This window comes from Streptomyces sp. NPDC030862, assembly GCF_055571835.1.
Map to the genome: position 1 here is coordinate 204,841 of NZ_JBVIEN010000006.1, position 13,420 is coordinate 218,260.

Below are 13,420 nucleotides of genomic sequence, written 5' to 3' on the forward strand. Positions count from 1 at the left end.
GGCCGGAGCGGGCCCCTCCTCACCCCTCCAGCTCGTCGAGGAACGACGTGATGAGCTTGCCCCACTGCTCCGGCGCCTCGGCGAACGGCAGGTGCCCGGTGGCCAGCTCCTCCAGGCGGGCGCCGGGGATGCCGGCGGCGACGGCGCGGTGCAGGGCGGGCGGTATGAGCCTGTCCGCGGTCGTGGAGATCACCAGCGTCGGTACGGCTATGCCCGCCAGGTCCGCGCGCACGTCGGTGCGCGCCACCAGGTCGGCGTGGTCGCCCGTCCCGGGCGGCGCGGTCTCGCCCGTGGAACGGATCGCGGCCTCCAACTGCTCGGGCGGCAGCGCCTCCAACAGTTCCGGGCTGAGCGCGAGCGGTACGAGGAAGCGGCCCATCAGCTCCCGCTGCCCGCTGACGAACAGCTCGCGCCACACCTCGGCGGCCAGCCGCGTGTGGTGGTCGGGCCGGGCGAATGCGGAGGTCAGGACCAGGGCCGTGACCCGCTCGGGGTACCGGGCGGCGACGCGCACGGCCACCGAAGCACCCAGCGAGTACCCGGAGACGGCGAACCGGTCCAGGCCCTCCGCGTCGGCCGCGGCGACCAGGGCGTCGGCGAGGTCGTCCACTTCGAGGGGGCCCTCGGCGCGGGGCGTGCCGCCCGTGCCCGGGAAGTCGACGCCCACGGCGCGGCGCCCCTGCGCCAGGACGTCGAGGATCGGGCCGTAGTTGGCCTCGATGCCGCCACCGGCGCCGTGGGCGAGGAGGAGGCCGGGGCCGGAGGTACCGCGGACGGTGCGGGCGAAGGCGGGCGCGGGTGACACGGCCGACGCGACCGACACGGGTGACGCGACCGACACGACCGACACGGGTGACGCGGTGGATGTGGATGACATGGGTGGCCCCTCATTTCTGTAGCGGTCGCTAGGAATTCTGGTGTAACCGTAGCACCTTTTCTAGTGACCGCTACAGAAATAAGTCGCGGGCCCGGCCCCGGGTGTCGAAGCGTCAGGGCGCGTCCACCGTGGGCAGTTCGCCGGACCGTGCGACCTTCGCGTACCAGTGCGCGCTCGACTTCGGCGTCCGCGCCTGCGTCTCGTAGTCCACGTGCACCGCGCCGAACCGCTTGGCATAGCCGTACGACCACTCGAAGTTGTCCATCAGGGACCACAGGAAGTAGCCGCGTACGTCCGCGCCGTCGGCGATCGCGCGGTGCACCGCTTCCAGGTGCCCGTGGACGTAGGCGATGCGGTCGGGGTCGTGGACCGAGCCGTCGACGGCGACCTCGTCCTCGTACGCCGCGCCGTTCTCGGTGATGAGCAGGGGCAGGCCCGGGTGCTCGCCGGCCAGGCGCATCAGCAGGTCGTACATACCCGTCGGGTCGACGGCCCAGCCCATCGCCGTCCGCGCGCCGGGCGGCTGGTGGAACGCGACGTCCTCCGCGCCCGGCCACGGCGAGTAGGCGCTGGCGCCGTGCCCGTCGTTGCGCGGGGCGTCCTCCCCGTCGCGGATCTTCGCCACCACGGCGGGGGTGTAGTAGTTGACGCCCAGGAAGTCGAGGCGCTGGTGGATGGCGGTGAGGTCGCCCGGCCGGACGAACGACCAGTCGGTGAGCGTCGCCGTGTCCGCCAGCAGGTCCTCCGGATACCCCCCGTCCAGCATGGGCCCGAGCCATACGCGGTTGCCCACCGCGTCGATGCGGCGTACCGCGTCGATGTCCTCGGCCGCCGGGGTCAGCGGCCGCACCTCGTGCAGGTTGAGCGAGGCCGACACCTCGGCGTCGGCCGGCAGGGCGGCCCGCAGCGCCTGGACCGCGAGGCCGTGCCCGAGGTTGAGGTGGTGCGCGGCGCGCAGCGCGGCGACGGGGTCGGTGCGGCCCGGGGCGTGGACGCCGGAGCCGTACCCGAGGAAGGCGGTGCACCACGGCTCGTTGAGGGTGATCCAGCGGCCGACGCGGTCGCCGAGCGCGTCGGCGACGAGGGCGGCGTACTCACCGAACCGCTCGGCGGTGGCCCGGTGCGGCCAGCCGCCCGCGTCCTCCAGCTCCTGGGGCAGGTCCCAGTGGTAGAGCGTCAGGGTCGGGGAGATGCCGTGCGCGAGCAGCTCGTCGACGAGCTCGCGGTAGAAGTCGAGGCCCTTCTGGATGGCGGGGCCGCGGCCGGTGGGCTGTACGCGCGACCAGGAGACCGAGAAGCGGTACGCGCTCAGGCCGAGGTCCGCCATGAGCCGTACGTCGTCGCGGAAGCGGTGGTAGTGGTCGGTCGCCACGTCGCCGGTGTGGCCCTGGAACACCTTGCCCGGCGTGCGGGAGAAGGTGTCCCAGATGGAGGGCGTGCGGCCGCCCTCGCTGGCCGCACCTTCGATCTGGTACGCGGCGGTGGCGGCGCCCCAGAGGAAGCCGGGCGGGAACTGGCGGGTCGCGGTGAGAGGGCGAGCGTCGGACGCAGTCATATGGGAGCGCTCCCAGGGAGGAGAGGAGGGGTGGGTTGAGGACGAAGGCGATGTCGGGGTGGACCGGGGGCCTGGACGGGGGCGCGCACGAAGCGGCCGGGTGCCGGGTGCCGGGGGTCGGGTGGGGGCGGACGACGACGGCGCTAGCGCGGACGTCCGCCCCCGGGCCCCCGGGCCCCCCGAGCCCGCCCCCCGGCCCGGGCCCCCGGGGGCCCGGCCCCGGCGGTGCGTGGGCCTCAGCTCTTGACCGCGCCCGACGTGATGCCGCCCACGATGTGCTTGCCGAGCAGGGCGAAGACCAGCAGCAGCGGCACGGTCGAGATCAGGGCGCCCGTCAGCACGATCGCCTGGTTGATGGTGTGGTTGCCCGAGCCCAGGCCGGCGAGCGCCACCTGGAGGGTCGGGTTGCCGTCCGGCGTGAGGGCGATGAACGGCCAGAAGAAGTCGTTCCACGCCTGGACGAAGACGAGCATGCCCAGCACCGCCATCGCCGGGCGCGCGACGGGGAAGACCACGTGCCAGATGATCCGCAGGCTGTGCGCGCCGTCCACCCGGGCCGCCTCGACCAGCTCCACGGGCAGCGCCTCCAGCAGGTACTGCCGCATGAAGAACACCCCGAACGCCGCCACCAGCGACGGCAGCACGACGGACTGGAGCTGGTCCACCCACCCCAGGTCGGTGATGATCCGGTACAGCGGGATCACGCTGAGCTGCGGCGGGATTGTCATGGTCGCCACCACCAGCGCGAGCAGCGCGTTGCGGCCGCGGAAGGGCAGCTTGGCGAAGGCGAATCCGGCGAGGGTGGAGAACACCACGGTCGACGCCGCCACCAGACCGGCCACCACCGCGGTGTTGACCAGCGCCTCGCCCATGTCGACCTGGTTCCAGGCGAAGGTGAGGTTGTCGAGGAGACGCGGTCCCGGCAGCAGCGGGGCCGGGGCCTCCACCACGCGCTCGCCGGTGTGCGAGGCGGCGACGAGGTTCCAGTACAGCGGGAAGAGCGAGAAGAGGGCGGCCAGGCCGAGGAGGACGTACGTCAGCGGGCCCGCGTGGTGCTGGCGCCCCGCCGCCGGCCGCGCCGGCCGGAGCCGCTTCAGCGGTGTTCCGAGGCTCATGACGTCCTTCCCTTGATGCCCTTGATGCCCTTGATCCCTTTGCGGGCGACGAGCAGCCGGGCCGCGCCGATCAGCAGCAGGAGCAGCAGCATCACCCAGGCGATGGCGGACGCCTGCCCCAGGGCGCCGGTGACCCAGCCCTTCTCGTACATCAGCAGGCTCAGCGTCTGGTACTGACCGCCGCTGCCGCCGCTCACCCCGAGGCTGCCGCCGAACAGCATCGGCTCGCCGAACAGCTGCGTGGCCCCGATCGTCGAGACCACGATCGTGAACAGGATGGTCGGACGGATGGACGGAATGGTCACACTGATGAACTGGCGCCAGCGCGACGCCCCGTCGAGGGCGGCCGCCTCGTACAGGTCCTGGGGAACGGCCTGCATCGCGGCGAGGTAGATCAGCGCGTTGTAGCCGGTCCAGCGCCAGATGACGATGACCGAGATCGCGATCTGGGCCGGCCACTTGGACGACTCCCAGTCGACGGGGTCGAAACCGACCCACCCCAGGACGGTGTTGACGAGGCCGTAGTCGCTGTTGAACAGCTGCGCGAAGACGAGCGTCGCGGCGGCGATCGAGGTGGCGTACGGTGCGAGGACCGCGACCCGGAAGAAACCGCGGCCGCGCAGCTTGTAGTTGAGCAGGTGCGCGAGCCCCAGCGCCATCAGCAGCTGCGGAACGGTCGAGATGACCCCGATGGTGAAGGTGTTGGCGAGTGCCCGCCAGAAGAACTCGCTGTCCCACAGGCCCGTGTAATTGTCGAAGCCGCGCCACTCCGCCGCACCGCCGAGCTCTACCCGGTGCAGCGACAGCCAGCCCGTGTAGACCAGGGGGAAGAGCCCGAAGGCCGCGAAGCAGAGGAAGAACGGCGAGACGAAGGCGTACGGGGTCGCCTTGAGGTCCCAGCGGTAGAGGCGGCTGCGCCAGCCGCTGCCCGCGCGTACGGCACGGGGCGGCGGCGAGGGCGTGGGCGGCGGTGGCGCGGTGCCGCCATCGGCCGCCGCGCGGACGGAGGTGGCCACGAGGGGCATTCCTTCCAGGTCGGTACGGGGCGGGGTGGCCGTCCGGCGGGGGAGCGCCGGGCGGCCACCCACCTCAGGGGCGCCCCGCTACTGATCGATCTTGTCGTCGACCAGCTTCTTGACGTTCTCCCAGGCGGCGTCGGGCGCGGTGCCGCGCTGCTCGATGTCGAGGATGCCGTTGTCGGTGATGAAGGTCTTCACCTGGCCGTCGTAGCGGCTGACCGGCGCGGGGGTGATGCCGGCCGCGGCCTCGGAGTAGATCCGGCCGACGGGGGTGTCGCCGAAGTACGGGATCTTGGCGTTCTGGACGGCGGGGGAGGCGAGGGTGGCCTTGGTGGAGGGGATGTTGCCGTTGACCCCGAACACCTTGGCGTGCTGCTCGGGCGCGGTCAGCCAGGCGGCGAGCTTGGCGGCCTCCTCCGCGTGCTTGCCGGACTTCGGTACGGCGAGGAAGGAGCCGCCCCAGTTGCCCGCGACCGGCGGTGCGGCGATGTCCCACTTGCCCTGGTTGGCCGGTCCGGCCTGGTCCTTGATGATGCCGGTCATCCAGCTCGGGCAGGCGACGGTGGCGAAGGCGGAGTTCTTGAACCCGGCGTTCCAGCTGCCCTTCTCGTCGAACTGCCGCAGCTTGGCGGTGATGCCGCTCTGCGCGGCCTCGACGGCGAGGTCCCACGCCTTCTTCACGCCGGGGCTGTTCGCGTAGTCCAACTCGCCCTCGGCGTTGGCGTACTGGAGGGGCTGGCTGGAGAGCACGGCGTTGAACAGGCCGCTCGCGGAGTCGTGGAAGGCGGTCCCGGCCGGGGCGCTCTTCTGGTACGTCTTGCCGGTGGCGACGAACTTCGCCCAGTCGCCGGCCCAGAGCCGGGCGACCTGGGTGCGGTCGGTGGGCAGCTTGGCCTTGGCGAAGAGGTCCTTGTTGTAGCAGATGGCCATCGGGCCGATGTCGGTGCCGAGGCCGATGACCTTGCCGTCGGCGGTCGTGGCCTGCTTGACCTTCCAGTCGAGGAAGGCGGAGGTGTCGGCCCCGCCGCTCTTGGAGAGGTCCACCCACTTGTTCGCCATGGCGGGGCCGGTGGCCTCGGCGATGTAACCGACCTCGATGGCCTGGATGTCGGCGAGGCCGCTGTTGCGGGAGAGGCGGAGCTTCAGCGTGTCCCAGTACTTCTGGCCGTCCGCGACGTTCGATTCCTCGATCTTGATGTTCGGGTGGAGCCTCTCGTACTCGGCGTAGAGCTTGGCCCCGTTCTTGTCGTCGTAGCCGAAGGAGCCGAAGGTTCCGATGCGCAGGGTGATCTTCTCGTCGCCGGCGGCCTGGCCGGAACCGCCGCCGTCGCCACAACCGGTGAGCAGGACCGCGCAGGCCGCGAGTGCGGCGGCGGCTCCGGTGTACGCGGTGCGCGTGCGGCGCGCGGTACCCGCGGGGCGCGCAGTGCCCGAGGTGTGCGCGGGGCGGCGGCCGGGCGCTCCGGCGTGCGTTCTGCCGCCGGACGTGCTGGAAGTGCGCATTCGACTCTCCTCGTCGTCTGTGGGAGCGCTCCCACGATGTTGGGTCACGAGGGTGGGTGTCAAGGGATGAGCGCGAATTGGAACGGCTCCGTACGCAGCGGCGTCGGGAGCCTGTTCGAGCTCCCGCGCCGCGAAGAGCCCGTCGGCGGAGGTCACTTGGCCTGGCGCCGGAGCTTCCCCGGCCCCGTGGCGCGGAATTGTGGCAATCCTGCGACATTCACCATGGCTCCACATAACGGAAGGTCATGCGAACATTCCGTCGCCCGGCCCGCGCGGGACCGGGTGACAAGGGGAAGACTTCGTGAAGCGATCGACGTTCAGATCCGCCCTGGGGGCCGTATTGGCAGTCGCCGCATCGGCCGTCCTGCTGCCCACCGCTTTCGCGGGTGGCGACCCGGAGGCCGAGGCGGCCGCGAAGCCGACGGTGGACGGCGCCACGACGGCCTCGTTCGAGAAACTGGCCGACGCCGTACTGACGCAGCGTACGGCGGCCCTGCTCGACAACGGCCAGGCACGGCGTTCCATGCCGATGACGGACCGGAGGGCCGGCCTGTCCGCCGGGGTGGCGCGGTCGGAGAAGGAGGCGGTGTCCTCACTGCGGTCCCGGAAGGACCGGCTCGCCGCACTGGGTGAGGTGTACACCGCGGCCACCACCGACGTACGCGTGGACAAGACGCGCGTGAAGGACCGCCGCGCCACGGTCAGGGTCACCGAGACCACGACCCTGACGTACAAGAGGATCCGCGGCGACGAGCCGGCGACCACCGGATTCCAGGCCCACCACGAGCTGAGCTTCGCCTTCACGCCGCGCGGCACGTGGGAACTGACGGGCATGAGGTCGACGGACGAGGGGCCCGTCGCCATCAACGAGCCCTTCGCGGCGCGGACGGCGGCGGCCGCGGCGGACGCGGGCGTACCCTCGGCGACGCCCGCCTCGACCCGGCGGCCCTCGCAGCAGACGCAGAAGCCCCCGGGCACCGCCGGTTACGACTACCAGGCGATGGCGGCCTACGCCGAGAAGTACTGGAGCAACTACAACCCCGCCTACCCGGCGTACAACAGCGCCGGCGGTGACTGCACGAACTTCATCAGCCAGGCCCTGAAGGCGGGCGGCTGGAAGCACGATCCGGGGCTCTACTCGGACTACACCAACTGGTGGTACGACCCCACCCTGGGCGCCTCCATATCGTTCGTAGGCGCCAACGAGTGGTCGTGGTTTGCGCTGCACAGCAAGCGGACGACCAACCTGGGCAACGTGTACGACATGGGCATCGGCGATGTGCTCCAGGTGGACTTCGACCGGGACGGGTCCAAGGACCACACCATGATGACCACGTATCGGAGCCGTTACGGGACGCCGTACCTGACCTACCACTCGACCGACACCTACCGGAAGTCGGTGGCGAGCCTCATCGCGTCCTACCCGAACGCGCTCTACTACGCCTACCGCACCTGACGCGCCGGCGGCGCGGGGGTCCGGCGAACCCGCCGCCCTCGCGCCCGCGCACGCTCCCTGCCCCCGCGCCCGCGCACGCCCCCCGCGCTCGCGTCCGCGCTCTGCCGCAGGTGCGCGGTGGATGCGGGCGGCGTCGAACCAGGCGATCGGCGGCTGGCGTCCCGGTGGCCTCGTGGCTTACGGTGGGAGCGCTCCCAAGATCATGGGGGTGAAACCGGTACTCCCCTTCGGGCCGTGCAGGGGGCACCCTCTAGGTTGACTGGGTCACCACCTCTTCTGAGGGAGAAACGTTCGATGGGAGGCCGATGGCGGTGAGCGGACGGCAGACCGGCAGGCCCACGCTGGAGGAGGTCGCGGCCCGGGCGGGGGTCGGGCGCGGCACCGTGTCGCGGGTGATCAACGGCTCGCCGCGGGTGAGCGACCGTGCGAAGGAGGCGGTCGGCCAGGCCATCGCCGAGCTCGGGTACGTCCCCAACCGCGCGGCCCGCGCGCTCGCGGGCGCCCGCACGGACGCCGTCGCGCTCGTCATCCCGGAGACCGAGGCGCGGCTGTTCGCGGAGCCGTACTTCCTCGACATCATCCGGGGCGTCAGTGCCGAGCTGGCGGACGCGGACATGCAGTTGCTGCTCACGCTGATCCGCTCCAGCAAGGAGCGGCAGCGCTTCGAGCAGTACCTCGCCGCACAGCGCGTGGACGGCGTCCTGCTGGTCTCGGTCCACGGCGACGACCCGCTGCCCGACCTGGTCCAGGAGCTGGGGCTGCCCGCCGTGCTCAACGGCCGCCGCTCCGAGGCGGAGCCGGGCGCGTACGTCGACTCCGACAACGTCGGGGCCGGCCGTTCGGCGGTCGACCACCTCGCCGCGCGGGGCCGCCGCCGGATCGCCACCATCACGGGGCCGCTCGACATGTACGTGGCGCAGTGCCGCCTCGACGGCTACCGCCAGGGCATCGAGGCGGCGGGCCTCCCGGCGGACGACCGGCTCGTGGCCGCGGGCGACTTCACCGAGGAGGGCGGCCGCCGGGCCATGCGCGAGCTCCTGGAACGCTGCCCCGACCTCGACGGCGTCTTCGCCGCGTCGGACGTCATGGCGGCGGGCGCCCGCGGAGTCCTGCGGGACGCGGGCCGCCGCGTACCGGACGACGTGGCGCTCATCGGCGTCGACGACTCGGCGGTGGCGCGCCTGATGGACCCGGCGCTCACGAGCGTGCGCCAGCCGATCGAGGAGATGGGCCGCCGGATGGCCCGCATCCTCCTCCAGGAGGTCACGGGCACGGCCGCGGAACCGCGACAGGTGGTGCTGCCGACGGAGCTGGTGGTACGGGAGTCGACGTGAGGGGCGTGAGCCGCGTCAGCGGCGCGAGCCGGCGTGGGCGGCGGCGACACGGGCCAACGCGGGCCGGCGTGAGCGCCGGGAGCGAGAGTGAGGGGAACGGCGCAAGCGGCGTGAGCCGACCTGAGCCGACGTGAGCGGAGCCGACGCGGGCCGGCGTAAGGGCGGCGACGGAACGGGTTACTCCGGGTAGGGCGCCGGGCCGAAACAAGCAGGCGAACCTGCTGGTCAGCGACGAGCCCTCGGGCCTTGTCAAAGATCGCCCGGGACCCATATGTTCTCCCCCGCACCGCTTCTTTCCGGCCATACAGACGCCGCTGATGGTGCGCGCGGGACCACCTTTCCCGTTTCTGGTTCTCCCCCCACGTTTCCCCCTCCTGCCCGGGACGGCGGTGTCAGCGGCTGCAGCCAGTGCGGCTTCTGACCGGTGCCTGGTGCCCCCCTTTCCAGAACGGACCCTGCCTTGGCCGCAGCGCCCTTCCCCCGCCTCTGCTTCCGCCCCTGCCCTCGCCCCACGCGGCGCCGCTCCGCACCGGTCGCCCCTGCGCTGGCCGTTGTCACGCTGGCCGCCGTCACACTGTCCGGGTGCGCGGGCACGGGCGCGGCCGACTCCGCGGACGGTGCCGGGAGCGGCCCCATCGCGATCGGTGCGGTCACCACCGTCACCAGCGCGGAGCAACTCACCTTCCCCCTGGACGCGTACGAGCTCACTCCCGCGCAGGCGCGCCAACTCCAGCTCGCGCAGGACAAGCTCGTCGCGACCTGCATGACCGCGCAGGGCTTCTCGTGGGCCGCGCCGCAGCGGCCCGCCCCGGCAGGGGGGAACCGGCACGTCCGCAGGTACGGCGTCCTCGACCCGGCGGAGGCCGGCCGGACCGGTTACCACGGCCCCGCACAGACCGGCCCGGGCGCCAAGGAGCGGGAGGCGGGGCAGGATACGTCCGAGGCCGCGCAGCAGGCGGCGGGCGCGTGCGTACTGGAGGCGCGGGCCCAGCTCAACGGCAAGAAGTCCATGAACAAGGCCGACACCACCAGCGACGACTACATCGAGCGGCTCGTCGTCGAGGACGCCGAGCGCGCCGAGCGGGACCCCCAGGTCGTGAAGGCGTTCGCCAAGTGGAGCGACTGCATGGGCGAGGCCGGGCACGACTACGACGACCCCTGGGCGGCCAACAACGACCCCGAGTGGGGTAAGTCGGAGACGGCGACGGACACCGAACGCCGCATCGCGACCGCGGACGTGACGTGCAAGGCCGAAACCAACCTGGCCGGGGTGTGGCTGGCGGTGGAGACCGCGTACCAGAAGCGCACGCTGGAGAAGAACGCGAAGGCGCTCGCCGAGGTGAAGAAGTCCAACGAGGACCGGATGCGCAGAGCCGCCGACGTACTCGCCAAGGGCTGATCACCCCTGCCCACCGCCCCTACGCCATAGCCCGCGCGCGGGCTATGGCGTAGCCGCCCCGTCGAATTTCTTCGACTCTTCCCGCACCTTGACCCCTCCTGCGGCCCTCCCCATAGTGGGAGCGCTCCCACCTGTTCACCGCTTGTGCTCACCCCCGACCCTCCCCGAGCCGCGAGGAGAAGCAGGCACATGTCACCGGGAACCCGAACCAGAACCAGAAGCTGGATCAGAGGCAGGTCAAGGCCCCGCTCAACCGCCGCCCTCGTCGTCGCCCTCGCGTTACCGCTGGGCATGACCGCCGTCGGCGCCCCCGCACCCGCCGAGGCGGTCCAGGCCGCCGCCGTCCAGTGCAGCGTCGACTACAAGGTGGCCAACGACTGGGGCTCCGGCTTCACCGCCGAGGTCACGCTCACCAACCGGGGCACCGCTCCCCTCACCGGCTGGACCGTCACCTACGACCAGGCCGGCGACCAGAAGCTCACCAACGGCTGGAACGGCGTCTGGTCGCAGTCCGGCAAGACCGTCACCCTCCGCAACGCCGACTGGAACCGGACCGTCGCCGCGGGCGCGGCCGTCACCGCCGGCGGGCAGTTCACCTACACCGGCGCCAACCCCGCCCCCGCCGCCTTCGCCGTCAACGGCGAGCCCTGCGCCGGGGCGCACAAGCCGCCCGTCGCCGTGCTGACCAGCCCGGCCGCGGGCGCCGTCTTCACGGCGGGCGACCCCGTCCCGCTGGCCGCCACCGCGGCGGCCGCCGACGGGGCGACCGTCACCAAGGTGGAGTTCTACAGCGACACCACCCTCCTCGGTACGGACACCACGGCGCCCTTCACCCACAGCGCGACCGGCCTTACCGCCGGCTCCCACTCGCTGTACGCCAAGGCGTACGACAACCAGGGCGCCGCCGCCGAGTCCGCGCCCGTCGGCATCACCGTCGCCGCCGGCGCCGCGCTCGTGGCGAGCCCCGCCCAGCTCGGCGTACGCCAGGGCACCAGCGGCACGTTCGACCTCAAGCTCTCCACCCAGCCGTCTGCGAACGTCACGGTGACCGCCGCCCGCACCTCGGGCAACACGAACCTCACCGCCGCGCCCGCCACCCTCACCTTCACCCCGGCGAACTGGAACACCGCCCAGAAGGTGACCGTCACCGCCGCGCCCACCGGCACCGGCTCGGCCGTCTTCACCGCGAGCGCCCCCGGCCACACCAAGGCCGAGGTCACCGTCACGCAGCTGGCCGCCGACTCGACGTACGACGCCCGCTTCCTCGACCTGCACGCGAGGATCACCAACCCGGCCAACGGCTACTTCTCGCTGGAGGGCATCCCGTACCACTCGGTCGAGACGCTCATCGTCGAGGCGCCGGACCACGGCCACGAGACGACGTCGGAGGCGTACAGCTACCTGATCTGGCTCCAGGCCATGTACGGGAAGATCACCGGCGACTGGACGAAGTTCAACGGCGCGTGGGACACCATGGAGAAGTTCATGATCCCCACCCGCGCCGACCAGCCGACCAACTCCTTCTACAACGCCTCCAAGCCGGCCACGTACGCCCCCGAGCACGACCTGCCGTCCCAGTACCCCGCACGTCTCGACTCCGGCGTCCCCGCCGGCGCCGACCCCATCGCGGGCGAGCTGAAGAGCGCGTACGGCACGGACGAGATCTACGGCATGCACTGGATCCAGGACGTCGACAACGTCTACGGCTTCGGCAACGAGCCCGGCACGTGCTCCGCCGGACCGACGGCCACCGGCCCGTCGTACATCAACACCTTCCAGCGCGGCCCCCAGGAGTCCGTCTGGGAGACCGTCACCCACCCCACCTGCGACAACTTCACCTACGGCGGACGCAACGGCTTCCTCGACCTGTTCACCGGGGACGCCTCGTACGCCAAGCAGTGGAAGTTCACCAACGCCCCCGACGCCGACGCCCGCGCCGTTCAGGCCGCCTACTGGGCCGATGTCTGGGCCAAGCAGCAGGGCAAGGGCGCCCAGGTCACGGCGACCGTCGCCAAGGCCGCCAAGATGGGCGACTACCTGCGGTACGCCATGTTCGACAAGTACTTCAAGAAGTCGGGCAACTGCGTCGGCCCGGCCACCTGCCCCGCCGGCACCGGCAAGAACAGCGCGCACTACCTGCTGAGCTGGTACTACGCCTGGGGCGGCGCCACCGACAGCAGCGCCGGCTGGGCCTGGCGCATCGGCTCCAGCCACGCCCACGGCGGCTACCAGAACCCGCTCGCGGCGTACGCGCTCAGCGAGTACGCGCCACTGAAGCCCAAGTCGGCGACGGGCGCGCAGGACTGGGCGACCAGCCTCGACCGGCAGGTGGAGTTCTACCGCTGGCTCCAGTCCTCCGAGGGCGCCATCGCGGGCGGCGCCACCAACAGCTGGCAGGGCCGCTACGCCACCCCGCCGGCCGGCACGCCCACCTTCTACGGCCTCTTCTACGACGAGAAGCCCGTCTACCACGACCCGCCGTCCAACCAGTGGTTCGGCTTCCAGGCGTGGTCCATGGAGCGGGTCGCCGAGTACTACCACCAGAGCGGCGACGCCCTCGCCAAGAGCGTCCTCGACAAGTGGGTCGACTGGGCCATCTCCAAGACGACCGTCAACCCCGACGGCACCTTCCGCATCCCGTCCACCCTCCAGTGGTCCGGCCGGCCCGACACCTGGAACCCGTCCGCGCCCGGCGCCAACACCGGGCTGCACGTCACCGTCGCCGACTACACCAACGACGTCGGCGTGGCCGCCGCGTACGCCAAGACCCTGACGTACTACGCCGCCAAGTCCGGCGACGCGGACGCCAAACGGGTCGCCAAGGCGCTCCTCGACGGCATGTGGGACCACCACCAGGACCCCCTGGGCATCGCCGTCCCGGAGACCCGCGCCGACTACAACCGCTTCGACGACCCCGTCTACGTGCCGAGCGCCTGGACCGGGACCATGCCGAACGGCGACCGGGTCGACTCCTCCGCCACCTTCGCCTCGATCCGCTCCTTCTACGAGGACGACCCGGCCTGGTCCAAGGTCGAGGCCTATCTGAAGGGCGGCGCCGCGCCGGTCTTCACGTACCACCGCTTCTGGGCCCAGGCGGACATCGCCCTGGCCATGGGCTCGTACGCGGAGCTCCTCGAATAGCCCCGTCACCCGGGAGGGCCA

General features: G+C 71.8%; 9 protein-coding genes. 4 read left to right on the forward strand and 5 right to left on the reverse strand.

Features of this window, described 5'->3' with window-relative positions:
• Window positions 1-19: 19 nt before the first annotated feature.
• The 5 genes from ACZ42X_RS18130 to ACZ42X_RS18150 all read right to left on the reverse strand — a co-directional run bounded on the left by ACZ42X_RS18130 (window position 20) and on the right by ACZ42X_RS18150 (window position 6,069).
• Complete coding sequence (locus ACZ42X_RS18130) at window positions 20-877, reverse strand: alpha/beta fold hydrolase (protein ID WP_468290605.1); 858 nt, start codon at window positions 875-877, stop codon at window positions 20-22.
• Between the two features lie 112 nt (window positions 878-989).
• Window positions 990-2,432 carry a GH1 family beta-glucosidase gene (locus ACZ42X_RS18135; RefSeq protein WP_468290608.1) on the reverse strand — a complete coding sequence of 481 codons (1,443 nt, stop codon included), beginning with the start codon at window positions 2,430-2,432 and terminating at the stop codon, window positions 990-992.
• A 236-nt stretch (window positions 2,433-2,668) separates the two neighbouring features.
• Window positions 2,669-3,547 carry a carbohydrate ABC transporter permease gene (locus ACZ42X_RS18140; protein WP_468290611.1) on the reverse strand — a complete coding sequence of 293 codons (879 nt, stop codon included), beginning with the start codon at window positions 3,545-3,547 and terminating at the stop codon, window positions 2,669-2,671.
• Window positions 3,544-4,563: a carbohydrate ABC transporter permease gene (locus ACZ42X_RS18145; RefSeq protein ID WP_468290614.1), complete on the reverse strand. Its 1,020-nt coding sequence runs from the start codon at window positions 4,561-4,563 to the stop codon at window positions 3,544-3,546. Before ACZ42X_RS18145 ends, ACZ42X_RS18140 begins: the two co-directional genes overlap by 4 nt.
• Before the next feature lie 87 nt (window positions 4,564-4,650).
• On the reverse strand, window positions 4,651-6,069 hold the full coding sequence (locus ACZ42X_RS18150; RefSeq protein ID WP_468290617.1) for an ABC transporter substrate-binding protein: 1,419 nt from the start codon (window positions 6,067-6,069) through the stop codon (window positions 4,651-4,653).
• A gap of 340 nt (window positions 6,070-6,409) precedes the next feature.
• Between ACZ42X_RS18150 and ACZ42X_RS18155 the strand changes: the two genes are divergently transcribed.
• From ACZ42X_RS18155 to ACZ42X_RS18170, 4 genes are all read left to right on the forward strand, one after another.
• The gene (locus tag ACZ42X_RS18155) at window positions 6,410-7,525 is read left to right on the forward strand and encodes an amidase domain-containing protein (RefSeq protein ID WP_468290620.1); all 1,116 of its coding nucleotides are present in this window, start codon (window positions 6,410-6,412) and stop codon (window positions 7,523-7,525) included.
• 305 nt (window positions 7,526-7,830) lie between these two features.
• Complete coding sequence (locus tag ACZ42X_RS18160; protein WP_468290623.1) at window positions 7,831-8,859, forward strand: LacI family DNA-binding transcriptional regulator; 1,029 nt, start codon at window positions 7,831-7,833, stop codon at window positions 8,857-8,859.
• 460 nt (window positions 8,860-9,319) lie between these two features.
• Window positions 9,320-10,258 carry a hypothetical protein gene (locus ACZ42X_RS18165; protein ID WP_468290626.1) on the forward strand — a complete coding sequence of 313 codons (939 nt, stop codon included), beginning with the start codon at window positions 9,320-9,322 and terminating at the stop codon, window positions 10,256-10,258.
• A gap of 189 nt (window positions 10,259-10,447) precedes the next feature.
• Entirely contained in the window at window positions 10,448-13,399 is a 2,952-nt protein-coding gene (locus ACZ42X_RS18170) for a glycoside hydrolase family 48 protein (RefSeq protein WP_468290629.1), read from the forward strand.
• Window positions 13,400-13,420 lie beyond the last annotated feature (21 nt).